General features: G+C 58.5%; 23 protein-coding genes. 9 read left to right on the forward strand and 14 right to left on the reverse strand.

All coding sequences use genetic code 11. The features are described 5' to 3' along the window. Positions 1-12: 12 nt before the first annotated feature. Entirely contained in the window at positions 13-630 is a 618-nt protein-coding gene (locus tag AXYL_RS31380) for a TetR/AcrR family transcriptional regulator (protein WP_013396919.1), read from the forward strand. Between the two features lie 249 nt (positions 631-879). After that, the gene (locus AXYL_RS31385; RefSeq protein ID WP_041656881.1) at positions 880-1,740 is read left to right on the forward strand and encodes an isochorismatase family protein; all 861 of its coding nucleotides are present in this window, start codon (positions 880-882) and stop codon (positions 1,738-1,740) included. Positions 1,741-1,809: 69 nt separating this feature from the next. On the opposite strand, the gene AXYL_RS31390 is transcribed toward AXYL_RS31385, so the two are convergent. The 10 genes from AXYL_RS31390 to AXYL_RS31440 form a co-directional block, all read right to left on the reverse strand. After that, on the reverse strand, positions 1,810-2,403 hold the full coding sequence (locus tag AXYL_RS31390; protein ID WP_013396922.1) for a TetR/AcrR family transcriptional regulator: 594 nt from the start codon (positions 2,401-2,403) through the stop codon (positions 1,810-1,812). Between the two features lie 130 nt (positions 2,404-2,533). Further along, positions 2,534-2,839, reverse strand: coding sequence for a DUF4148 domain-containing protein (locus AXYL_RS31395; protein WP_013396923.1), 306 nt, complete (start codon positions 2,837-2,839; stop codon positions 2,534-2,536). Positions 2,840-2,922: 83 nt separating this feature from the next. Continuing rightward, entirely contained in the window at positions 2,923-3,228 is a 306-nt protein-coding gene (locus AXYL_RS31400; RefSeq protein ID WP_013396924.1) for a DUF4148 domain-containing protein, read from the reverse strand. Positions 3,229-3,550: 322 nt separating this feature from the next. Further along, complete coding sequence (locus AXYL_RS31405) at positions 3,551-5,101, reverse strand: AAA family ATPase (RefSeq protein WP_013396925.1); 1,551 nt, start codon at positions 5,099-5,101, stop codon at positions 3,551-3,553. Positions 5,102-5,110: 9 nt separating this feature from the next. Further along, entirely contained in the window at positions 5,111-5,701 is a 591-nt protein-coding gene (locus tag AXYL_RS31410) for a hypothetical protein (protein ID WP_049797881.1), read from the reverse strand. A gap of 198 nt (positions 5,702-5,899) precedes the next feature. Then, positions 5,900-7,612, reverse strand: coding sequence for a hypothetical protein (locus tag AXYL_RS31420; protein ID WP_013396927.1), 1,713 nt, complete (start codon positions 7,610-7,612; stop codon positions 5,900-5,902). Positions 7,613-7,622: 10 nt separating this feature from the next. Continuing rightward, positions 7,623-8,102 (reverse strand): hypothetical protein, encoded by a 480-nt coding sequence (locus AXYL_RS31425; RefSeq protein ID WP_013396928.1) that lies wholly within the window; start codon positions 8,100-8,102, stop codon positions 7,623-7,625. A gap of 458 nt (positions 8,103-8,560) precedes the next feature. Next, the gene (locus tag AXYL_RS31430; protein ID WP_013396929.1) at positions 8,561-12,016 is read right to left on the reverse strand and encodes a DEAD/DEAH box helicase family protein; all 3,456 of its coding nucleotides are present in this window, start codon (positions 12,014-12,016) and stop codon (positions 8,561-8,563) included. Positions 12,017-12,051: 35 nt separating this feature from the next. Then, entirely contained in the window at positions 12,052-13,254 is a 1,203-nt protein-coding gene (locus AXYL_RS34525; protein WP_013396930.1) for a restriction endonuclease subunit S, read from the reverse strand. Further along, positions 13,251-14,729 (reverse strand): type I restriction-modification system subunit M, encoded by a 1,479-nt coding sequence (locus AXYL_RS31440; RefSeq protein ID WP_013396931.1) that lies wholly within the window; start codon positions 14,727-14,729, stop codon positions 13,251-13,253. The genes AXYL_RS34525 and AXYL_RS31440 overlap by 4 nt, the downstream gene beginning before the upstream one ends. A gap of 495 nt (positions 14,730-15,224) precedes the next feature. Here AXYL_RS31440 and AXYL_RS31445 point away from each other — a divergent pair, with 495 nt between their 5' ends. After that, a complete protein-coding gene (locus AXYL_RS31445) occupies positions 15,225-15,758 on the forward strand; it encodes a hypothetical protein (protein WP_041654575.1) in 534 nt (177 codons plus the stop codon). A 374-nt stretch (positions 15,759-16,132) separates the two neighbouring features. Here AXYL_RS31445 and AXYL_RS31450 read toward each other — a convergent pair whose 3' ends face one another. Next, on the reverse strand, positions 16,133-16,345 hold the full coding sequence (locus AXYL_RS31450; RefSeq protein ID WP_148260648.1) for a hypothetical protein: 213 nt from the start codon (positions 16,343-16,345) through the stop codon (positions 16,133-16,135). A gap of 123 nt (positions 16,346-16,468) precedes the next feature. Here AXYL_RS31450 and AXYL_RS31455 point away from each other — a divergent pair, with 123 nt between their 5' ends. Next, positions 16,469-16,795, forward strand: coding sequence for a DUF1778 domain-containing protein (locus AXYL_RS31455; protein WP_049797884.1), 327 nt, complete (start codon positions 16,469-16,471; stop codon positions 16,793-16,795). 12 nt (positions 16,796-16,807) lie between these two features. On the opposite strand, the gene AXYL_RS34980 is transcribed toward AXYL_RS31455, so the two are convergent. Next, on the reverse strand, positions 16,808-17,089 hold the full coding sequence (locus AXYL_RS34980; protein WP_148260649.1) for a hypothetical protein: 282 nt from the start codon (positions 17,087-17,089) through the stop codon (positions 16,808-16,810). A 341-nt stretch (positions 17,090-17,430) separates the two neighbouring features. On the opposite strand from AXYL_RS34980, the gene AXYL_RS31460 reads away from it, so the two are divergent. The 5 genes from AXYL_RS31460 to AXYL_RS34985 all read left to right on the forward strand — a co-directional run bounded on the left by AXYL_RS31460 (position 17,431) and on the right by AXYL_RS34985 (position 20,604). Further along, positions 17,431-17,706, forward strand: coding sequence for a hypothetical protein (locus AXYL_RS31460; protein WP_013396935.1), 276 nt, complete (start codon positions 17,431-17,433; stop codon positions 17,704-17,706). Then, positions 17,703-18,071 carry a helix-turn-helix domain-containing protein gene (locus AXYL_RS35485; RefSeq protein ID WP_080551127.1) on the forward strand — a complete coding sequence of 123 codons (369 nt, stop codon included), beginning with the start codon at positions 17,703-17,705 and terminating at the stop codon, positions 18,069-18,071. The genes AXYL_RS31460 and AXYL_RS35485 overlap by 4 nt, the downstream gene beginning before the upstream one ends. Next, on the forward strand, positions 18,071-19,129 hold the full coding sequence (locus AXYL_RS34140) for an ImmA/IrrE family metallo-endopeptidase (RefSeq protein WP_013396936.1): 1,059 nt from the start codon (positions 18,071-18,073) through the stop codon (positions 19,127-19,129). The genes AXYL_RS35485 and AXYL_RS34140 overlap by 1 nt, the downstream gene beginning before the upstream one ends. After that, positions 19,126-19,761, forward strand: coding sequence for a C1 family peptidase (locus AXYL_RS34535; protein ID WP_013396937.1), 636 nt, complete (start codon positions 19,126-19,128; stop codon positions 19,759-19,761). The genes AXYL_RS34140 and AXYL_RS34535 overlap by 4 nt, the downstream gene beginning before the upstream one ends. Positions 19,762-19,860: 99 nt before the next feature. Continuing rightward, positions 19,861-20,604, forward strand: a complete 744-nt coding sequence (locus AXYL_RS34985; protein ID WP_148260650.1) for a hypothetical protein — start codon at positions 19,861-19,863, stop codon at positions 20,602-20,604. On the opposite strand, the gene AXYL_RS34540 is transcribed toward AXYL_RS34985, so the two are convergent. Further along, positions 20,596-21,267, reverse strand: a complete 672-nt coding sequence (locus AXYL_RS34540) for a uracil-DNA glycosylase (protein WP_013396939.1) — start codon at positions 21,265-21,267, stop codon at positions 20,596-20,598. The genes AXYL_RS34985 and AXYL_RS34540 overlap by 9 nt on opposite strands. Positions 21,268-21,276: 9 nt before the next feature. Next, positions 21,277-22,557 carry a nucleoside triphosphate pyrophosphohydrolase family protein gene (locus AXYL_RS35235; protein WP_013396940.1) on the reverse strand — a complete coding sequence of 427 codons (1,281 nt, stop codon included), beginning with the start codon at positions 22,555-22,557 and terminating at the stop codon, positions 21,277-21,279. Positions 22,558-22,573: the final 16 nt, after the last annotated feature.

Here is a 22,573-nt window from a genome sequence, read left to right on the forward strand (position 1 = left end):
TAAATTTGCCGCATGACTGCCAAAACCGAGAAAAGCGAACTGACCTTCGCGGCCATTGTGGACGCGGCCCTGGACATGGCCGCGGCACAGGGCATGGAAAGCCTGTCGCTCGGCCAGGTGGCCAAGCGCCTGGGCATCAGCAAGAGCGGCGTGTTCTCGCGCGTGGGGTCGCTGGAAGCCTTGCAACAGGCGGTGCTGGACGAATACGACCGGCGTTTCGTCGGAGCCGTGTTCGCGCCAGCCATGGCCTATCCCCGCGGCCTGCCGCGCCTGAACGCCCTGGTCTCGCTCTGGATCGAACGCGCCAGCAACGTCGAAACGCTCACCGGCTGCATCTATGTGGCTGGCGCCTTCGAGTATGACGATGTGGAATCGCCCCTGCGCGCGGTGCTGGAAGGCAATCTGCGGCGCTGGCGCGACGCCATGCTGCGCACGGTCAACCAGGCGCTGGAAGCCGGCCACGTCAGGCCGGACACGGATCCCGAACAACTCGTGTTCGAGGTCTACAGCCTGATGATCGGGCTGATGCACGATGCCCGCTTCCTGCGCGACCCCAAGGCTCCCGACCGGGTGCGGGCCGCTTATGAACGATTGATTTCCACCTACCGCAGTTTCAAATACCTCGAGTAGTCGTCTTTCTTGCGCCGGCCTGTGCCGGCAATTCTTCACTTTAATTTCGCACGATCGTGCGAAATTTGACAGGAGTCTGACATGTGGATCCTTATCGCAGTGATCGCCGTTTCAGCAGGAGCCAGAGTCTGGCTGCAGTGGCGTGCCCTGCTGAAACAGTTGCCGGACTGCGCCGAGCATCTGGTACTTTTCTAGAAAGACATGGCCATCCCGTTCTATATTTCGAGTTCGCCTCCCCCGAACGTCGTCATGCCGCGCTCCAATCATCTACTGATCATCGATCCGCAGAATGACTTCTGCGACCTGCCTGAGTCCTACCTGCCCAGGGATCCCGTGACAGGCGCTGCGCATGCGCCCGCCCTGCCGGTGGCTGGCGCGCACGCCGACATGCAGCGGCTGGCGCGCTTCATCGACACGGCCGCGCCCGCGCTCACGTCGATCACGGTGACGCTGGATTCGCACCACCGCCTGGACATCGCCCATCCGACCTTCTGGTCCACCGGCGATGGCCAAGCCGTGGCTCCATACACGCCGATCACGGCGGCGCAGCTGCGCGCAGGCGAATTCCGGCCGCGCCACGCCGACGACCTGCCGCGCACCTTGTCCTACCTGGACGAACTGGAAGCGCGCGGCCGCTACACCCTGATGGTGTGGCCGCTGCATTGCGAGATCGGCACCTGGGGCCACAACGTGCATGCCGACGTGCGCGCCGCCTACAGTCGTTGGGAAGACGAGCGCCAGTTCATCGTGCGCAAGGTGCCCAAAGGCATGAACCCCTGGACCGAGCACTACAGCGCGCTGATGGCCGAAGTCCCCGACGCCGACGATCCGCGCAGCCAACTCAACCACAGCCTGCTGGATTCGCTGGACCGCGCCGAAACCATCCTCATCGCCGGCCAGGCCGGCAGCCATTGCGTCAAGGCCACCGTCGAACACCTGGCCGAGCATCTGCCCGGCCGCGACCTGTCGCGCCTGGTCCTGCTGACCGACTGCATGAGCCCGGTCGCGGGCTTCGAAGACGCACAGGCGACATTCCAGCAGCGCATGCGCGACCTGGGCATACAGGCGCGCACCAGCGTCGACATGGCGCGGGCGCTGCTCGCGGCCTGATTTCGCCGCGCAAAGACAACGGCCGCCTGCTTGCGCATGGCGGCCGTGGCTGACAGGCTGAAGAAGCGTTCAGGCGCCGCCTTCGTGGCCTTCGCACTGCACGTACAAGGCGCCGATCGCTTCGCACAGGGCGGCGGGTTGCTGGAACAGGCGCGCAATCAGTATGCAGCCCTGCACCGTGGCGAACACCGCGCGGCCGGCCGCCTCGGGCGTGCCGGAGAACTTCATCGTGCCCTGCGCCGCGCCTTCGGCCAGCACCCGGGCCAGCCAGGCTTCGTGCGCGCGGAAGAATCCCTGCAATGCGCCGCGCACACGTTCGGGCAGCGAGTTCACCTCGGCCGCCAGCATGCCGGCCAGACAGAGTTCGCCGGACCCGCAGGCGCGCGACTCCATCATCGACAGATATTGATCCAGCTGCTCCTGCGCCCGCAGCGAAGTATCGATGGCGCGTATGGCAGCCAGCGCACGCGTGCTGTAGGCGTCGACAGCTTCGTAGAGCAAGTCGTCCTTGCCCGGAAAGTAATAGTGGATGCTGGACGTCTTCACGCCCACGTGCTCAGCCAGGTCGCGATAGCTGAAGCCGTTGCATCCGCGCGTGCGGATCAGCTTCTCGGCATGAGCCAGAAGCTGTTCGCGAGTGGTGTTGGAAGTAGGAGTGTCCATGGCTGAATATTACCTACTAATAGGTTGATTCGTCATCGGTTCCGGCAGCGTTGCCACTGCTCCAAAACCCTTGCGGATCCCGGCCGGGAAACATCCCGCCCCCCGGGATCCGCATGTGCCGGCATCAGATTCAGCCTTGCACGGGCGGGTAGGCCAGTTCGCCACTGTCGGTCAGGCCATGCGCACGGGCGGCGGCCAGTTCTTGCTGCACTTGCGCGCGGGTCTTGTCGCCGGTGGCGGCAAACAGGGTCGTCGGGTAGCCTTCTTCGCCAGACACCAGTTCGCCATTGGCGCGGGCTTGGGCCAACTCTTCTTGCACCTGGGCGCGGGTCACCGTGCTTTCGGTGTTCAGGGGAGGCGGGTAGCCCAGCTCGCCGGCTTGGGCGGCGCCGATGAAGGAGGCGGACAGGATCAGGGCGGATACGAGGGTCTTCATGGTTGATCTCCAGTAAGGATCGGGTGCTGCATTCGGGATTCGAAAAGCTATCTACTTATAGATAGATTTGATGTGAAAAATACTCAGCCTTGCACGGGCGGATAAGCCAGTTCGCTGCTGTCAGTCAGGCCTTGAGCGCGGGCGGCGGCCAGTTCTTTCTGGACTTGGGCGCGGCTCTTGTCGCCGGAGGCAGCAAAAATCGTGGCGGCGTAGCCTTCTTCGCCGGACACCAGTTCGCCATTGGCGCGGGCCTGGGCCAGCTCTTGTTGCACCTGGGTGCCGGTCACCGTGCTTTCGGTGTTCAGGGCGGGCGGATAGTCCAGTTCGCCGGCTTGGGCGGCGCCGATGAAGGAAGCGGACAGGATCAGGGCGGATACGAGGGTCTTCATGGTTGATCTCCAGATAACGATTACGTAGCGGTTCAAAAAACTATCTACTTATAGGTAGATGAAGAGGGAAATAAAAAAACGGTCCTACTGTATTTCTGGTTTCGACTGCGGCGGGGTGTTTGGTTTGCTGCGTCGATGGATGAATCTTATCTACTACTAGGTAGACAACGCAAGAGGGTTTTGTGAAACAAAATGCTTCAACCCGCCTCACCGTTTGGCGCGACTGCCGATTGAACCCTGTCTCGGGTCCGTCCAGCGAGAAGCTGCAACGCCTGCGGCATGCCGGCGCGCATGTCGCAGGCATGCGAACCCGGACAATCCTTCACCCCAACACTTGCCGCCGGGGCCGCGCCGGAGCGATGGCCGCGCCTATGGGTTGGCCGGAGGCCGGCACGGCGCGCTCACGGCCCCAAGCGCGAATGTTCTCGATTTGTTCCGGGGCGGTCTTCGACAACGGCACCACATTGCGGAAGCTGTCGCGGAACAGTTCGGGCGTGACGGCCGCGTCACCGCTGAGATAGGCCTCCTTGACGACTTCGCGCACGGCGGCTTCCAGGTCCGAACCAGCGAAACCGTCAGACAACTCCACCAGTTCATCCATCAAAGCCTGCGGCTGCGCGGCTTTCAGGCCACGCTTGATATAGATGTCGATGATCTCGTGACGCTCGTGCGCGGTGGGCAGGTCCACGAAGAATAACTCGTCGAACCGGCCACGGCGCAGCAGCTCGGGCGGCAACTTCGACACGTCATTGGCCGTGGCCACCACGAACACCCGCGACCGGGCTTCCTGCAGCCAGTAGAGGAACTGCCCCACCAGCCGGGTCGACGTGCCGCCGTCGCCCGACCCCTGCGCGCCGGCCAGGCCCTTCTCGATCTCGTCGATCCACAGTATGCAGGGCGCCACATGGTCCGCCGTGGCCAGCGCGTCCTTAAGGCGCGATTCGCTCTGGCCCAGATACTGGCCGTGGATCGTGGACAGGTCCAGGCGATACAGCGGCAAGCTCCAGCTCGCCGCGATGGCCTTGGCGGACAGAGACTTGCCGCAGCCCGGCACACCCACCAGCAGCACGCCACGCGGCGGACGGATGCCGCGTTCGCGCAGGTCGGCGGTCAGCAGCGGCCGCTCCTTGTCCAGCCAGGCCTTCAGGCCGCCCAGCCCCCCCACGCTCAGTTCGTTGCCGCGCACCGACACGCGTTCGATGCCGCTGATGTCAGCGAAAATGCGATCCTTGGCGTGCATGAGTTCCACCATGTCGCTCTTGGCGATGCGGCCATTGGCCAGCAACGTGGCGATGATGTTCTCGGCTTCGATGCGCGAGATGCCCGCGAGGATCGCAGCGGCGCGGCGCTCATCATCGGTGTCCCATTCGATCTCGAAGTGGCTGCGGTACGCCTCCAGCGTATCGTGGATGATGGCGTACATCTCGTCCTCGCTTGGCGCGGAGAGCGTCAGCGCCATGCCGGCCCGCTGGAGTTGGCCCCACACCGGTTTGGTCGTGATGACTATGACCACGCCGCTGTGCTCAGCGGCCAGCATCACGACATCGAGCAAATGACGGGCAGAGGCAGTGTCGTCCTCGATGTCCGAGATTTCAGTCAACACGCAGGACAGATTCTGGCGCTGCGCGAACTGCTGGCTCGCGAAGTCGACCGCGCCTGTGACCGAGCGGTCTTCGTTCACGCTGCGGCCGGTCGCGAGTTCGCGCGTGCCCTGCGACAGGGTGTGCACGAAGATGGGCGCGTTGAGCGGCGCCACCACTTCGCGCAACAGCTCCAGCACCCGGCTGCGCTCGGCGCTGCGGATCGAAATGAAGGGAATGCGGGCCTTGAGGTAACGCGTCAGCGTGGCCTTGAACTCGGTCGTGTCGCTCATGGATCGATATCAGAGAATAATGTTGCGCCGGCGCGCGCCGGTTTGCGAAAGAGGATGCTGTGCCGCCGCGCCAACGGCAGCGCCCATGCCCATCGCCCGCGCTGTGGAGGCGGCGCCCCCGTCCTGGGCGGCGGGCTCGTACCGCACCAGCGGGTTGTTGCGCAACAGGACCAGCAGGCGGCCGCTACGGTCTGTCCTGGCGCTGTCTTCCAGCGACTGTTGCGCGCGCTGCGCGAACTTGCGCAACTCGTCGGTCAGGTGCGTACGCAACGTGGCGGGAAAGCTCTCGATGTGCGCCAGGCGATGCAGGAAAGCCAGATGCTTGCGAGCATTCAGAATGGCGCGCACGACCTGGCTTTCGTCGTTGCCTATGCTCAGGTCACGGGTCAGGTGTTCCGAGCAGCGCATCAGACGCGCATTGAACTCTTCCGCCAGACGCTGTGAAAATAGCGTGACCACGCCACCGCTGGCATTGAGTTCACCCGCACGCATCGCATCCAGGCAGGCCTCGTCTTGCAGCCCTTCCGACAAGCGATCCAGCCAGACAGACCACTGCGCATAGCTGCGCGGCACATCGGCGGGCGCGGGCGCCGCGTTCACTTGAAGCGGCGAATGAAGGGCGAGGCGGGCAACAGGTCCCACGCCGGCAGCGCTCCCGCCAGCGCATCGCGCGTATCGGCAGACGCCGGTACCGCGGCGCTTGCAGGCGCTGCAGCAGGGACGACGGCTGGCACTACAGGCCGCGATTCAGGCATAAGCGCGGGGTCCGGGGAAATCTGGCGGATCATCGTTGGTTCCTTAAGCCTTGACCATGACGCGGCGCACCGCGTCATGCGAAGAAAGCACGTGCTGTTCAGGGGAGATGCTTTCCAGCAGTTCGGCCACGCGGGTCGATATCGAGTCGCGGGCCGCAATATCGCGACGCAACTCGACCACTTCGGCCAAACACGCGCGCAGCGCATCGCCGGCCTGCTGGCGCAGCTTGGCATAGTTCGCCTTGACCGTCTTGCGTCTCGTCTCCATCTGGCGATGCGTGAGGTAGACCCACAACAGACCAGCGGCGCCCAGCAGCAGGGGCAAGATGCCCACGCTCACGGAACTCAGAACGAGGGCCGCGCTCAGCGCCGCGCCCAGCCAGTGCTTGGCCGTGAACTTGATGGCGGCCAGATCGCCTGCCTCGCGCACGGCGATGGCGTCCTCCAGGCTGCGCAGCAGTTCGGCCTCGTTGTCGCCGTTTTGCGTGATGCCTTGCCAGTCTTCGATATCGAGATGCACGTCGGCCGGCACGGTCATGCGCGCCTTAGCGGTCACATCGGCATGACCGTCCAGGATCCAGTCTCGCGAATGCGCGACCGCGAACCGTTGCGTGGCTCGCGTCACGTGCGAGACCTCGGGATGCATGGCCGCGTTGGTAAGCAGTTGGGTGAAATCGACTTCCTCGTCCAGCGCGGCGCTCTGCAGGTCGAAACGCTTCTGGGCGGCGCGGCGGTCGCCGCTTTCCTCGATGATGAGGCGGCACAACTCTTCCTGGCGGCGCAGCGGCAGCTCTTCGTCATCGAAACGCGTGACCAGCTTGCTCAACAGGTCGTCGACCGCCGCCAGCACGCTGGCGGCGGGACGGATCTCGCCCAGAAACACGCCTTCGAAGTGCGCCAACGCGGCGGCGTGCACGGCAACCCCGTTGATGGCTTGATTGAGCTCGGGCCAGGTCGGGCTCATGCGCTTGAGGTGCGGATAGCGGTTGCCGTGGTCCTCGTTGGGGGCCTTGGACAGCAGCGCGCGCCCCCATTGGTTGCGTTGCGCCTCGACGAACCCGGCCTGGGCCGACAACTCGTCGATCCAGTCGGCGATGCGCTTGGTGCAATGCAGGGCGACTTCCGCGCCAAATACGCCATTAGCCAGCGCATCGACCATGACCACAGTCTGGCGGTCAAGCTTGAACGGATTCTGCAAGCCGAAATAGCGATCCAGCCAGATGCGGTTGAGCTCGTTGCGGCCCGCGCGACGGGCGATCAGGGCGAAAAACAACGAGGTCTTCTCGTCGTCGCGACGTATGGCTTCGCTGAGCGCCCGCTCGGCCAGTCCGCGGTTGTCGCCCAACCAGGACGACAGCGCCACAAGCGCCGGCGCGAGCCAGTAGCGCGGCGCCGAGATCATGAGTTCTTCGGTCGCGCTGCGCAGCGTCTCGTTGCGCACGAGCTGGATATCCGAGGCCTGCAGGATGCCAGTAGCCTGGCGTCGCACGATTCCGTAGTACTCGTAGGTCGTGTCCAGCTCCTGGCGCACCTTCACCTGACGGGTTTCGGCTAGCGACAGCTCCTTGGCCTTCAGGTCGGACTCCACGAAGTCGGCGAACGCCTGCTCGAGCCTGGACAACTCGGCGCGCGTCTGGTTCAACTCCCGGCCCACCGAACCCACCTGGTCCGATACCGTGCCGATGTCGCCCTGCAAGCCGCGCAGTGAACCCAGGATGCTGCTCAGGTCTGCCGTCTGGATGATGCGATCTGCCATGTCTGCCTATTCAGTTTTCGATGATGGCGGTCTGACCGTTGACGCCCACGGCGATCAGTTTGTCGGTGTAGACCTCGATAAATGCGTAGTAGCCGTTGCGCGCCAGCGACCGGGCCTGCTCCATGCCCTGGGGCAGGGCCTCGCCGCCCTTGAAATGCTGGATGATGCTGCCCGAACAACTCAGCGTATGGACCTCGTAAGGCGCGCCCAGAAAACATTTGGCGATGATGCCCAAAGGCCAGGCCTCGACATGCACGTCCGGGAATTCCTGACGGATCGCATCGATGAGCGCCTCGGTGGCGGCCCTGCTGTGGACATGCCCGCCGGCATCAAGACGAGTCATGGCTTCGACGTAGGCGGTCGATCGGCGCTGGCGCAGCCGGGCCTGCAATTCAGCGGGGTTCAGGCGGGCACGGGATGCCGTGCTGAGGCTCAAATCGGTCTTGAGCTCGACTTTGGGGACTGCCGCCCCAAGGATGGAACGCACCATTTCGACTGACGAGCCGCGAAGGCCCCTGGACGCAAAAACTGTGACGGAGCGAAGCTTAACCCATTCTTACAAAAAATTTCGTAATGAACGGCCAGCGCGTACGGCGATTGCGAGCGCAAGAACCGGCCCGCGCCGCACGGACGCCCGCGATCAAAACAGACGGAAATAAAAAAACCCCCGCCTGAGGCGAGGGTTTGCATGAACCGGCCAGTAGCGATCAAAATGGTTATACGCACTAGAAGATGTTGATAGACGCCTGGAACGCAGTGGGAAACTCTAGAATCGCTGAACAAAAGTGTTGGTAGCGGTGGCCCAGCGCCGTCCACTCTCCGTCGTTCTACGTGTTTTACGGTGTTTTGTGGGTAGCAGGCACTGTTGTTCCACAACCACAAACAAGCCACAGGCCACGCTCACATTACATAGCTTTTCTGTCAACAGAGCCTTCAGGCGACGAACCATCAAGCCGCCTTCCGAGCAAGCTCATCCAGGATCCCAACGATCGCCTCCGCGTCCGCATCACGGAACGCGCCATCCAATCCTTCATGATGAATACTGGTGAATGGAGCGTCATAAAGTTGGCCGGGATCGACGGCTCCTTGCCGAGTAAGCCGCTCGATGATCATTTCCACAAAACGGATCTGCTGGCTGTTGTAGCGCGTGCTATCCAGGAAGATGCCAAAGGCCTCCTTGGCCGCGTTGCGATCCAGGCCTACCAGTGAGCGTATGAACTGCGGCAGCGACACCTCACCAAACTCCTGCACAAAGCGATCCCGGCCGCCTACCGCTTCGGCTTCGTAGACAAATCGCTCCAGCTCGGTCAGATCGGTCGGCGTCAAGGGTTTGGCGAAGCGTAGCTTGGCCATGGCGACGTGATTCTCATTGGCCCGTATCCAGGCCTCGACCTTGCGCTTGTACAGCGCAGTATTGATGCCAGTGCTGAAATCCCGCAGTTCGACCCTACTGGCCGCCCCGAGGACATCCTGCAAATCGGTGTAGACCGGCCCAATGGACTTGCGCTCGATGAATTGAATCAGGCCGCGTAGATGCTTACGCAGGTGCTCAATGATCGCCAGCGTGATGTCCTGCCAATAGGCTTCGGTCTGCACTTCCTGAATCAAAGGCAGCTCCTGCTTGACGGCCGGAATGCTCTGCACGTTCTCCAACGCCATGGCTAATTCAATCACCCGGTCACGATGACGGACGAAATCCTGGCTGTGCTGAACAATGGCGATCTGCAGGCCCAAGCAAGTCATGTCAAACAGCTTGGCGGTGATGTCTTCTTCGGGCAGTTGACTGGGCAAGCCCGCGACGTGGTCACGTAGTTCCACGTAATCCGTAGCACCAAGCGTGTTCCAACGCCCTCTGTCGGTGAACTTGCTGACGTGCTCACGCTGCTCACGCACGAGGAAGTTATCCAGGTTCATCGCCGCCACTTCATCATGCAATTGGGTCTGCAAGGCTGCTTGCAAGCCTTCCAATGCGTTGTAAGCAGCAGTCCCCTCTTGCAGTGCACCGTTTCCACTTGGTGGCGCGTCAGGTAGCAGAGACAACAACTCCAGGCGGCGCTTGAATAGCCGCTTGCCCAGTGGCTCGCTCATAGGCGACGGCGCGCCAGCGGGGTTTTCGTTGAAAAACTCGAAATTCCCGCAAAAATCAAAGATCACGAACTCGGTCTTGTCTAGCCCAGGGCCAAACAAGTCTTTAGACAGGCGCGTGCCGCGCCCGATCATTTGCAAGAACTTGACCTTGGAACGGACTGCCTTGAAAAACACCAGGTTCACTACCTCGGGCACATCGATACCGGTGTCTAGCATATCCACGGAGATGGCGATCTGCGGCAGCTTGGCGGCTACGCTGAAGTCATCAATCAGCGATTGGGCGTACGTCACCGCGTGGGTGATAACGCGGGCAAAGTGCCCCTGGTACTGCGGATAGTTGTGGTCAAAGCGCTTGGCGATGAACTTAGCATGCTCCTGGTTCACCGCGAAGATGATGGTTTTTCCCAGTCTATCGCCACCTTCCACTTTGATGCCATGCTGCATCAGATGCTGGAGCATCTTGTCCACGGTATCGATATTGAAGAGCTTTTTGTTGACATCCGAAGCCTGCACCTCATCGGGCGCTTCTTCGTCGCCCCAATCCAACGACTCCCAGTGGTCTTTTTCTTCGCCGGAAAGCTCGTCGTATTTGATGCCTTCACGCACGAATTTCAACGGCACAGACTGCATCGTTGGCTTGACCAGATAACCATCAGCCACGGCCTCGTTCAGGCTATAGGCATCTGTAGGCACACCCTTTTCCAGGCCAAACAACTGGTAAGTGTCGCGATCCACCTCATCACGCGGCGTGGCGGTCAAGCCGACTAGGTAGGCATCAAAGTAGCGAAAGATCGCGCCGTATTTTTGGTAAACGCTGCGGTGTGCCTCGTCGATGACGATCAGGTCAAAATACCCCGCGCCATACTTGCGCTGCACCCCATCCATCTCTTCTATCAGACCCATCATGGTCGGATAGGTGGAGAGAAACACGCGCCCCTGGCCGTCTTTCTCCTGAACCAGGTTGACCGGGCTGGAGTCCGGGAGGTGCGCTTTGAAGGCATTGGTAGCCTGCCGCACGAGCGCCACGCGATCAGCCAGGAACAGCACGCGCTTGACCCAGTTGGCACGCATCAGAAGGTCGATCAAGGCCACAGCGGTACGGGTTTTGCCGGTGCCGGTGGCCATGGTCAGCAAAGCGGCGCGATGCCCCGCCATGAAATGTTCGCCCACCGCGCGGATGGCGCGCGTCTGATAGGCGCGCTCGACGATGCTGCTGCTGATCTCAAGACCACGTAGGTCCTGATGCAATGACCTGCGGCTGATGGCCAACTCCAGCTCTTCACGCGAGTAAAAGCCTGACACTTCGCGCGGCGCGGCGCGTTTGTCGTCCCACAGCCAGGTCTTGTGGCCATTGGTATATAAGATCAGCGGGCGCTGGCCCTTCATCTGTTCCAGGCAATCGGCGTAGAGCTTCGCCTGCTGCCGCCCGACTTCCGGGTCGCTGAAGCTGCGTTTGGCCTCCACCACGGCGAGCGGCTTGCCGTTCTGCCCCCACAGGACGTAATCGGCAAAGCCTCCGCCAGGCTTGTTGGGCATGCCGACCAGCGGCACCTCGATGCCCATATTGTCGCCCTCTACCCAGCCGGCTTCGCGCAGCAGCACATCAATAAAGCGCTTGCGAGTCTCGGCCTCGGAATAGTCATGCGTGTCTGGGACGGCGATATTGGCGGCCTTGGCGGCGGCCAGCTCGGCACGCGCCCGCGCCAGTTCGGCATCCAGTTGGGCCAGTCGCGCTTCGTACTCAGCGGAAGTAGCCGCCACGACGGCGATCTGCTTTTCGCGCGCCTCGATCTGGGCGGTCTGCACCTGCAGGCGCTCCTTGAACTGGGCCTCCTGCTTTTTAAGCTCGTCCCGAGTGAAAGCGACTGCCTCATCGGCGTTCACCAAGTGCGGAATACGCTTTTCGTCCCAGTCGGCGACTAGGGATTTGGGATCGCTGGTACGCGTAAAAGTGCGCGCCAGCCAGTACATCACGTGGAACAGCTCGCGCACCAGATGCATCGAGTCGCCATGGCGAAGGGGTGCGCTGCCGTGCACGGCACGATTGCCCAGTTTCTGGATCAAGCGGGTTTTTTGCCGTATCTGAGGCGGAACTAGGGCCTCGAACGCTGGCTGGGTCAGCAGCACGCCCAGGCTATCGTCATACGGCAGACGCAGAGTCAGGTCATGCTCATACAACCAGTGCACAGCCTGCTCCAAGGCGTGGCGAGTGCGCATGCAGGCCGCGCGCGGATCGGAATACACCAGTTGTTCGGCGCTGACAGCAGGATCGTATAGCGATTCGAATTCTGCGCGGAGAAACTGGAAGTTGCTCATGACCTAGTGAGGACCTGTATTGGTAACTCGATATGTCAGAGTTTGCCAGAGAAAGCGAGATGTTGCAGGCTGGCGAATAAGGCGTTGGACTTCTCGGCGGCGCGATGCATGATCTGTTTTTGGGCTCCGATTTTTTCGACAATGGCGGCGAATTGCCTTTGTAGCCCTTCATCGGGAATCGGAATCGGCAAACCCGAAAGAATCTGTTGATTGATATTTTGGATATTCGCTCCTTGCCCCCCTTGAAAAATAAGGCGGCGGAATGGTACAGAGCGGAACAAATGGGCAACGTAAGTCGACTGCAGGGAGACGTCAGCAATCCGGTAACGGATGCAAAAACCACTGTAGGTAACTTTCTCCATTCCTGGGTAAACCGCCATGCAGCGACCTACTAGTTCTCGGTTTCCGTTGGATCGAACAAAGAGCAGATCGCTATCATGAAGAAAATAATCTTCCGCAGGCAGGTCATTGAGTTCAATGAACGCAAGACTGCTGAAATCATCTAAGGCAGCCTTGGATTGGAAATCCCCCACGCCCACATAGCGAACAGTCGCGCCGCTTTCGCCTTTGCCGAAATTGAGCCCATTCTTAAAGGAGCCATGCGCATTAAGGGAGCCAATGGCCCAACCTCTTGGGTTCGTCACCGGATCGCCAAACATCTCGATAAACACCGATTGCAGCAGTTCATCCAGCTTGGTAATTGCGGCACGGCGCTGCGCGCGCAGAGCATCTGCCTTGTCGAGGACGTCGGCAATGCGACGTTGTTCAGGTAGAGAAGGAACTCGAATTTCGAGATTATCTAGATGTTCATTTCGCAGATTGTTTATATTGGCTCCAGCGGCCAATGAAGAAATTTTTCTCCGATAACTTGATGTTTGAAAAAAATGAGCAAAATATCCGGCATCGACTAGTGAATTTGGTCGCAACACCTTGCAAAACGCTCCGAATCCTGCAGCCAGATCATTCTCGACGCGAGCTGCCTTGCCAACCACATCTAAGCTTCCGCTAGATGCAGCGATAACAACGTCTCCAGCTTTTAAAAACTGGCGTTCGCTTATGCACGCGTCGGGCACATACACCAAATCATCGAACGTCAATCCATGCTTCGTAATATTGTTGGCTCGAAGAATTGCCTTGTAGCCTGCTTGATTGGACAGAGTCGCATCGCTCTTGGAGTACGACACCCCACGAAGTTGCTCGCATAAGTCCCCTACGCGACGAGTAACTACAGCGCTCATCTAAGCCACTCCTCCAACTCCGCCGTCCCCTTAGCAATTTCCGTCTCGAGCGCCTTGAGGTCTGAAATGAGCTTCGCCGGTGATTCATACTCGATCACCTCATGAACCACCTGCTTATAGCGGTTGATGCTCAGGTCATAGTCATTGGCAGCAATCTCATCCTTGGGTACCAGGAAGCTTTGTTCGGTGCGTTCGCGCCCCGCCTCCCTAGACTGGTTCTGCCAGCGGCTCAGGATATCTGGCAGGTTGTCGTTCTCGTGCTTGGCATGATCCAGCTCGTTACGCTTGTCATCCAGCGAATAGCCGTCGGCCCGCATATCGTAGAACCACACCCTGTCAGTGCCACCGGAGTTGGTCTTGGTGAATAGCATGACGGCCGTGCTCACACCCGCGTAAGGGCGGAACACACCCGATGGCATAGAGATGATGGCGTCGAGCTTCTGCTCTTCAACCAGCATCTGGCGAAGGGTCTTGTGCGCCTTGCTGGAGCCAAACAGCACGCCATCAGGCACGATCACCGCCGCTCGCCCCCCTGGCTTGAGCAGGCGAAGGAACAAAGCCAAGAACAGCAACTCAGTCTTCTTGGTCTTGACCATGCGCTGCAAGTCCTGCGCCGTGCTTTCGTAATCCAGACTGCCAGCAAAGGGCGGATTGGCCAGGATCAGGCTGAACTGACCCTCTACCCCGGCGTGGCTTTCGCTCAAGCTATCACGGTTTTCGATGGCGGGGTTTTCCACCCCGTGCAGCAACATATTCATGCTGCCCACGCGCAGCATGGTGCTGTCGAAGTCGAAACCATGGAAGGTATCGTGGTTGAAGCGCTTGGCGCTCGCCTGGTCGGTATAGATCTCGTTGCGGTGATGGTGCTGCAGGTACTCTGCTGCAGCCACCAAAAAGCCCGCCGTGCCGCAGGCCGGATCGCAGATGGTGTCGGCAGGCTTGGGAGCCATCATCTCCACCATCAGTTTGATGATGTGACGCGGCGTACGAAACTGGCCGTTCTGCCCCGCGCTGGCGATCTTGCCCAGCATGTATTCGTAGAGATCCCCCTTGGTGTCGCGATCATCCATGGGAATGGCGTCCAGCATGTCCACCACCTTGGCCAGCAGCGCGGGCGAGGGGATGGTGAAACGCGCATCCTTCATGTGCGTGGCATATGTGGAATCGGCCTCACCCAAGGTCTTGATGAACGGGAAGACTTGGTTGGCAACCAAGTCGTAGAGCGTGGCTGCGTCACCTAGTTGCTTGAACACCGACCAACGCAGGTTCTGCTGCTCAGGGCTGAAAACCGGCTCTTCTATGGGCTTGCCCAGTCGCGCTGCCTTTTTCTCGCGCACGCTGTGGATTTCGTCCAGCCGCTTGATGAACAGCAGGTAGGTCATCTGCTCGATGACTTCCAAAGGGTTGGAGATACCGCCGCTCCAGAAAGCATCCCAGATGCGGTCAACCTGCGACTTGATGGTGCCTGTAATCATTTAATCTCTACTGAACTGGCCCCACACGGAAGGCGCGATGCGGGCATTGACTGGCAAGCGGTATGGCTACCGCCATTCACGGCCACGTATGTTAGTGCATTGATTGGGTGTACGTTGAAGTGCCTCTAGGCACTTCAATCCGCACGTCAGCTGGCACGATCGGGATCAGCCGCAGACTACCGGGCAAAGAGGGGGATCAGTCCGATCCGCACCTAGACGCATGAAACACTTACGCAATGGGTAATCCTCCATCGAAGCGCCGCTGTGGATTACCCTCCCAGGGAATAACGAACCTGGCCTGCTCACACTGAAAAGTTCAATAGGGACCACATGGCATACATTCCAATCCGAATCGACTTCGTTGACCCGGGAACGCAATGCACGCGCATTGCGGATAACGGACGGCAACACGGTTTCAGAACCAACACGGCGACTATCCTTCTGGATGAGGCGACTGGAAAAGAATACCCATTCGGACCTACGTGTACCCATTACATGATCACCGACAAATCGCTCCTTCGTGGTATCCCCGACTTCACAACACGCGACTTCACGCAGGAGGAAGGCGAAGGCGATGGTGGAACTGGCGGAGGCTCCGGCGGGAATGTCCAAGCAGCTCATGCGTCCAACCGGGAGAAAGCCATGGCATCTGCAAAACGCTACATCATGCTGCGAATGGACCGCGTCGCAAATATCCCAGGTATCCAGTCCGGCATTCAGTACCAGCCGCTAGCCCAAATCTACGCTGGGTTCCAACAAACCCGTGAACTTTCAGACAGCGACATCAACCACATCATCAACCTCGACAGAGCGCCGGCCACACCGAACATTTACCGTTCCGACCACCTGCTCGATGTCTATACCGCGTATACGCAACTACAGAGGCGCATCAAAGAGACGAAGCCAGGGACATATCGCGATTTTCTGACGAGTGTGCGCGACAGGTCTTTGCTACGAGGGCTGAAGCTCTCATCCGCACAAATTGAAAAGGCCGGACTCAAGCTCCACCCAAAAGCGTTTCAGGGCTGAATGAGTGGACGTTAAGCGCTGAGCGGAACGGCCGCCTCCAATGGCGCGGATACACCGACCAAATAGATTCGACGCCCAACGCGAAAAAAACCCGCCATCCTATGAGGAAGGCGTGCTTACTGCTAACCAATCTAAGCAAAGTCGAATTTTTGGCCAGTTCGCGCCGCAGCCCCGGTTTTGTAGGTAGACGATGTTGAAAACTGGATTCAGAGAAGCAAACCCTAGCGACGGATCATGGATCAACAGGTCCATTTGCCATACGCCCCGCCACCTCTCACAAAAGCCAAACAACCAGCGAAGATGCAACCAGCGCGACTCTCACTGCCGCCTCGGCAACCTCCAAACTGCGCGGCGCGCGTCAGCTTAGAGGTGCGTTACAGCAACTTAGCCCCAACGTCCCGATCGGACCTCTCAGACGCGCCCTCCTCGGCCGATTTCGGATTGGTGACATCGCGTCGCCCAAACGGACTCTTCCACCTGGCGGTGTAGGCCAGTTTTGGATTCGCCGCAGCAACGAAGGCTTGACCGAGGCCTCCTTGCTCGTCAGAACCCGCACCATCCTCTCCCAAAATATCCATGATCTTCATGCTCCTTCGCCGACCCACCTGCTGCATCTCCATTTTCCTCATCATCCGATGCGAACCAACGGAAGAATACTCGCAGTCGCGCCCCGTGGAACAGTTGGCGACACCCGCAGCAGATGACCTCTGTTGAGCGACCCACTAAACTCACACTGCGGGACCGGTCCCGACCTCGAGAGGTTCAACATGCTTAGATCGGATCAACTCAGAATTGAGATAACGCCAGCACTCCTCGCCCTTCTGGAACGCGCTGCAGCACTGGAGGACAAGACTTTGGAAGAGTTTGTCGCTCAGGCGCTAATACGAGCCGTTGAGGCGGCGGTGCCCACAAATGACGTAATTTTTCTGTCTAAAGAGGGTCAAGAGGTGCTTGCGCAGTCATTGCTCGACCCGCCTCCGCCAAACGCAGCCTTAAAGAAGGCGTTTCAGCACCACAAGAAACTATTTGGGTACTAGCCCGAAGGCTCGTCAACGAAAGAGTTTCCCCAGCTTTCCGCTCTTGGTGAGCACCCCAGACCGTCGCAACGCCTCCAAGGTCTTTTCGATGCCAATGTCGTAGGGATTATCTGCTGGAACCTCAACCTCAAGAACTTTGATACGAACGGGCAGGCGTCCCGTGCGCGATGCCGCTTCGCCGGCCAATTTAGGGGCATCCGCGCGTTTCTTATTCTCGGAGGATGAGTATGGGCCGATCCTCGAGTACCGAGCAATAACTTTGGTACGGGACATAGCAGTAACAGTTTTTTCCATGATTGAGCCCGCAGATGGGCGGCGTAAGCATCCCGATAGTAGTATGCGCCATGCTGGACGAGCAAGATTGAACGTTTTGCGTTCGTGCCTCAGAGATTGACCATCCCACAGGCTCGCGCGTCGCAGGACCCACGGCCTAAGCTTCTTCTTCGCTGTAGAAGACGTCGAGGATTTGCGACGCGTCCACGAGTCTTCGTTCTCGGGGCGCTTCCTCTTGAAGCTGATCGTGCGGGCGCGAGAACTCTCTCCCTGTCCCGCGCGAACCGCGTTGCGCTGCATTTTGACAAAATGCAGCCTTGAATGTACGATTTTCGTACACTAACAGGCACTTCGAGGACACCATGACGGACCTAGAGAAACAGATTAAAGCGGCGTTGGAAGAGTTCTGGGACGAACACGCCCTGATACCCGAAGCGGGTGGGCCAAGCACAGTGAATGAGTTGCTTGAGCCGATAGAATCCATGACCGCCGTCGAAGTATTGGCAACACTCGACAAGGTTGTGGGTACCGAACTCCCGAACAGCGTTATTCAAGCCGGAGGCTACAAAACGAGGGAGGAATTCGTTGACGGGCTGTCCGGCAAAGTCATTTCGTACCTCCAGGCCAAGAAAAAATGAGTCAAGGCACCCCAGGCCCAGTTGATGAACAAAGGTTGCTCCTCGCTCAACGCCTGCGCGAAGCTCGTGAGTATGTCGGTCTGTCGCAAGAGGATGTTTCCACCGCTTTGGGAATCTCAAGACCCGCAGTTACGAACATAGAAGCCGGTACGCGTAAAGTCGAGGCCGTTGAATTGGACAAGCTGAGCCAGTTGTACGGTAAGACGGCGCAGTTCTTTCTCACTGGGGAATCGAACGTTCAGGATACTCGTGTTGTCTTTCTCGCGCGGGCGACCCACGGGCTAAGTGACCGAGACTTCGAAGAGCTAGGTCGGTTCGCCGAATTCCTGCGTAGCTCTGGAAGATCGAAACGACGAGGCTCGTAATGGCACGTGACGACTTGCTGCAAGCTGGACGCCGGGCCGCTGAGGTTCTCGATGAATTCCGCGCAAAGGACCGCATCAAAGATGGGTATACGCGAGTTGACCCGGCGCAGTTAGCCAGCGAGGCCGACGTAACAGTAATGTTCCGACCGTTGGAAAAGCTTCTGGGAGGTTTTCTTCGAGAGGAAGGTGAAGCAGGAATATTAGTCAATGTATTACGCCCACGCGGGCTAGTGCATATGACATGCGCGCATGAGCTCGGCCACTACTTTCTGGGACATGAGAGCAACACCGACGAGACAGTGGACATCGGGATCAACGCAGCCCTAGTGGAACAGCAGGCGAATCAATTTGCATATTCACTTCTTGCACCTCGCTGGCTCGTCATTACCATCATGAGAATGAAAGGATGGTCGAAAGAACACCTGAACGATCCCGCGAACGTCTATCAGCTATCTCTTCGTCTGGGGACTAGCTTCGAAGCGATGGCCTGGTCGCTAGTACGCCTCGGATTGCTGTCTCCAGCCTCAGCAACTCGCACACTTAAGCAGCAACCAAAGTCCTTGAAGCTTGCTGCTTTGAACATCGACGACGTGTCATCGAAAGTGCCCGGCGACGTCTGGATTCTCGATAAGACCGACAAAGATCGGATTATCGAACCAGCGTCAAACGACCGTTTTGTCGTTGATTTGCCCAATCATGCCGCCGCAGGTCACTTGTGGACCGTCGACGAGTTGCGTTGTGAGGGATATACGCTCGAACCGTTTGTGCAAGATGCACGCGTAGTGTTCGGGCGCGAAAACCTGCCGATTCGGGTGGGGAGACTGGGCGCGGGCACGATGATGAGATATGAACTGATATCAACAGTCGACTTCAGCGGCCATCACACGATTGACGATAACAGGCGTTCAACAATCTCGCTTCATGAAACCGCACCCTGGTCCCAGGAATCCGAAATTCAAGATCTACTTGGTTTCAGTGCCGAATTCGACGACGTCAGCGGCGGGTTGTCGAGACCTGAGCGCGCTCGTCGGCTGAATAGCATTCGGAGCATCGAATGATTGAAGTTGAAGTGAATCACTCTGAGCGCCTCGGCCCACCACGCAGTCAAGGTCGGCGGCCAACATGCTTGGTGTTCACGACTTCCGATTTGAATGCGTTCGCCAATGCGACTGCGCCTCTAAGCGTGGAATTTCTATGCCATTATGCCGCTAAGGCGGAGGCAAGCTGGGAACCTAGCGACGGTTTTACCGTAGACCAAGTATTTACGGCAGTCGCGAGCCCTGGACAGCCCGAAGAATACATCTACCCTTACCGTCCGGATTCGCTAGATGCGCCGCTTCAAACTCCGCCGAGCGGGTTGACGCCGCTTTATCGAAGCCCCTCAAACACGCGTGCGTTGACACTCTCCGACGTTACCGCGTTGATCCGTCAAGGGCGGGCAGTGGGCGTAGTGATGGCGGTCACGAAGTCGTTATTTTACCCGGGAGATGGTATTGTCCAGTTTGACCCATATGTCATTCCAAACCAGTTCCACGCGATGGTCGCCGTGGGAGTCGGGAAACATCGCATGACCAACGAAACGCATATTTATCTCCGGAACTCCTGGGGAGCCGCATGGGGTAATCAGGGGCATGCTTGGGTGCCAGAAAGACATCTTCAGCTGCACATGCATGAGGGATTTTCGGTATAAAAGAACGATATGGCCATTCTCTTTGACAAGCAATCCCGGCTAGTGCCTACATGGTTGGCTGCCGCAAAGCATCTCGAATCCGCTCCGAATCATACGGCGATGAATCTCGTGCTCGAAATCAGCGAACCGCTAGCGATAACGGCTGAGGACCGGGCAATAATGCAGCGAGTAGACGTTGCTCTGGGGGCAGTAGACCTGACCCTCCGTACGGTTGCAGGCACCATCTTTCCGTTGGACCTCTATGAGCGTTATGGCCGCCCCGACTTCTACGACAAGTACAAAACCATGCTCAAGCGCGGAAAGAAACATGGCACTTGGGGTACTTATGCATCGAGGATGATTGAAAGACCCTCTGTGAAGGGAAAGGCGTCAATCAACCCTTTGGATATGCTTGTTAACCGACTACGCCAAGACGGACAACCGAAGAAGCAAGGCGGATCGGTCTCGTCATTTGCATCCGCTTATGAACTTGGGGTTGCAGACCCAGCCGTGGACTTGGCCCTTGATGATCATTTCGGAGGCGATGTGCCGACGTATAACGCGGCCGTAGACGGCCGTCGATGGATGGGGATGCCCTGCCTCTCGCATCTTAGTTTCAAACGTGTCAAAGAGGTGGACGGCTATGCTGTTCACCTCTCCGCGATGTATCGGTCACATCATTACTGCGCTCGAGCACTCGGGAATCTTTTGGGCCTAGCCCAACTTCTTTCCTTTGTTGCGAAAGAGGCCGAACTGAAAGTCGGGACACTCACTTGCCTCTCGTCACATGCCGTGCTCGATGCCACTACTTGGGGTGGCATAGGACAAGCCCAACAAGTTTTGGGTCTGACCGGATCAAAATAATGTGGACTGTGCCGTGGAAATAGATGGTAGCAAGCTGGCTCCATAAATTTCCCGCATGCCTCTACGAAAGTCCGTGACGCCACCGTAACTTGGATGACGCACGCACTCAACGCTTACACCGAATGCTTTGGCGTACGTGGCAGCATCCTGCCCGATACAGATGATTCTGCGTATATTTAGCCACTTGAACAGTGCATCATTCAGTTCAGATACAGAGGCTAACTCTCTAGCGGTAAATTTCCGGTTGGTCAGCGCATCGTTGGCTTCATGCGGATGGAACGGAAATACATTCCACAATAGCGGACATCGTTCCAGACGCGCCAAGATTGCCCAAATCTCAGCGGCAGTCCTCTCCGCGACGACGGGCCCTCTAGTCGCTTTATTGGCGGCTGCGCCCGGGTAGGTTAGCGCAACGTCGTCGAGCCGTTGCTCGTCTGTCAACGCCAATCCTGTACGTCGCCCCCCTCGATAACCGAGATCGCGGCCCATCCAAATAGTGTCAACGCCGAGCTCTTCGATGACGCTCAGATAGTTGCGAAGGTTTCTACGGCGTACGGCAGGTGCGTCCGCAAGGTCATGAACCTCGCATCGGTTCCTGTAGGGATTGAATACGCCTTCCATTTCGATTTCGGATAGCGCAGAAACAAATGAACGAGGAGTCATACTTCTTCTTTAATCAAAGTCGGGAGGTACGGCACCGACCACCATCTTCTTCTTCGGCACAACGAGCAGCAGGGCAGGCTTCTCCTCTTCCCGTATAGGAGAGAAGATGATGGAGTGTGCTTCCATATCCACAGTCACTTCGCCGCCTCCCGCTGCACAAAGCTCACGGAAAACCTTGAACCCATCAAGGATGGCCTTTTCCCACTGCCATAACGGGCATGCGTAAACTTCGTAGCCCTTCACCATCTCGCGAACCTGCTTCAGCACGCCATAGTCCAGCTTACCAGGTGCGGTATCAGTAAAGTACCGATGGCGATATGCGTGATTGAAAATCCACGTGGCAATGCCTTCTTCGATAATCATCGCTCGAGCGCCGTCTTCGTCGCGATCGACCTCCGGGTTGCTTTTGCGCTTCAGCTTCAGGAGCCCGCGCACGACTGGCGACCAACCTAAGTGAGCGATGTAGGCCAAATGGAATACATCGTGGAACCGATAACCGTCCGGTTCCGTGCGGTTGTCTGTCAGGCGATCACCGATATTTACACGGTTCATCTGCTGGACAACATAAGGAACGCCATCAACCCCGTGCAGCTCAATAAACCGCATCGTGAAACTACGCGGCAGTTGTTCTAGCTCCGAGTATGAATCATCGAACAGCGCATGATGTGCGGTTCCCTCTCGTGGCCACCTTGATTCGAACTTATCCAGATTTTCTTTGGCGACCTGGGCGATTGAGAGCTTAAATTGGGCGCAGACAAGGACCATATCTGCGAGCAGCGAGCCAAGCAGCTCGAGGCTTGAATGACTTGCGAGATCTCCTACACTTGTTATCGCCATCAATTGGCCGCAATGTGCACCAAGTCCACACAGCGTTTCAGTTCGCGTGTCTGAGGCCAGCTTATTCTGACAGAATGCTATTAGGCCATCGAACTCAGCAAACGTTACATTGCCTGTTGGCCTATTGTGATTCACTTCGAGGCGTCGCTGAAGTTCATCTAGGGCGGTAAGCCCTAGGTCGTTCAGGCTGTGTTGGCATTCAATGCCGACGGTTGTCAGATACCAGAGTGCATCGCCGATCTCTTCCGTTACATTAGCCTGTTCCGCCGGCCCAAGGTCGCGTTTGGATTTTTTGATGGCCGCGAGAATCCCACCGACTTCTCCGAAAAGACCGTATCTGAGTTGATTAAAGGCTTCAGGAGTTCCTTTGAACTGGTTCGACGCCGAGGCGCGTGCCTCATATTCAGAAAGCGGCAAAGCTAGGTTCTTGTCGGAAATGTCTGAATTGAACACGGCGGTGGCCCCCAGT

Origin of the sequence: Achromobacter xylosoxidans A8 (assembly GCF_000165835.1) — a bacterium.
Classification (GTDB): Bacteria; Pseudomonadota; Gammaproteobacteria; order Burkholderiales; family Burkholderiaceae_B; genus Achromobacter; species Achromobacter xylosoxidans_B.

Excerpts from the sequence above, each read along its gene's own strand:
- AXYL_RS34535 (WP_013396937.1), top strand. The coding sequence starts at position 19,126 with ATGATTGAAGTTGAAGTGAATCACTCTGAGCGCCTCGGCCCACCACGC.
- AXYL_RS31420 (WP_013396927.1), bottom strand. The coding sequence starts at position 7,612 with ATGGCAGATCGCATCATCCAGACGGCAGACCTGAGCAGCATCCTGGGT.
- AXYL_RS35485 (WP_080551127.1), top strand. The coding sequence starts at position 17,703 with ATGAGTCAAGGCACCCCAGGCCCAGTTGATGAACAAAGGTTGCTCCTC.
- AXYL_RS34525 (WP_013396930.1), bottom strand. The coding sequence starts at position 13,254 with ATGAGCGCTGTAGTTACTCGTCGCGTAGGGGACTTATGCGAGCAACTT.
- AXYL_RS31460 (WP_013396935.1), top strand. The coding sequence starts at position 17,431 with ATGACGGACCTAGAGAAACAGATTAAAGCGGCGTTGGAAGAGTTCTGG.
- AXYL_RS31430 (WP_013396929.1), bottom strand. The coding sequence starts at position 12,016 with ATGAGCAACTTCCAGTTTCTCCGCGCAGAATTCGAATCGCTATACGAT.
- AXYL_RS34980 (WP_148260649.1), bottom strand. The coding sequence starts at position 17,089 with ATGGAAAAAACTGTTACTGCTATGTCCCGTACCAAAGTTATTGCTCGG.
- AXYL_RS31385 (WP_041656881.1), top strand. The coding sequence starts at position 880 with ATGCCGCGCTCCAATCATCTACTGATCATCGATCCGCAGAATGACTTC.
- AXYL_RS31450 (WP_148260648.1), bottom strand. The coding sequence starts at position 16,345 with ATGAAGATCATGGATATTTTGGGAGAGGATGGTGCGGGTTCTGACGAG.
- AXYL_RS31445 (WP_041654575.1), top strand. The coding sequence starts at position 15,225 with ATGATCACCGACAAATCGCTCCTTCGTGGTATCCCCGACTTCACAACA.
- AXYL_RS31390 (WP_013396922.1), bottom strand. The coding sequence starts at position 2,403 with ATGGACACTCCTACTTCCAACACCACTCGCGAACAGCTTCTGGCTCAT.
- AXYL_RS31425 (WP_013396928.1), bottom strand. The coding sequence starts at position 8,102 with ATGGTGCGTTCCATCCTTGGGGCGGCAGTCCCCAAAGTCGAGCTCAAG.
- AXYL_RS31395 (WP_013396923.1), bottom strand. The coding sequence starts at position 2,839 with ATGAAGACCCTCGTATCCGCCCTGATCCTGTCCGCCTCCTTCATCGGC.
- AXYL_RS31440 (WP_013396931.1), bottom strand. The coding sequence starts at position 14,729 with ATGATTACAGGCACCATCAAGTCGCAGGTTGACCGCATCTGGGATGCT.
- AXYL_RS34140 (WP_013396936.1), top strand. The coding sequence starts at position 18,071 with ATGGCACGTGACGACTTGCTGCAAGCTGGACGCCGGGCCGCTGAGGTT.
- AXYL_RS34540 (WP_013396939.1), bottom strand. The coding sequence starts at position 21,267 with ATGACTCCTCGTTCATTTGTTTCTGCGCTATCCGAAATCGAAATGGAA.
- AXYL_RS31380 (WP_013396919.1), top strand. The coding sequence starts at position 13 with ATGACTGCCAAAACCGAGAAAAGCGAACTGACCTTCGCGGCCATTGTG.
- AXYL_RS31405 (WP_013396925.1), bottom strand. The coding sequence starts at position 5,101 with ATGAGCGACACGACCGAGTTCAAGGCCACGCTGACGCGTTACCTCAAG.
- AXYL_RS34985 (WP_148260650.1), top strand. The coding sequence starts at position 19,861 with ATGAATCTCGTGCTCGAAATCAGCGAACCGCTAGCGATAACGGCTGAG.
- AXYL_RS31400 (WP_013396924.1), bottom strand. The coding sequence starts at position 3,228 with ATGAAGACCCTCGTATCCGCCCTGATCCTGTCCGCTTCCTTCATCGGC.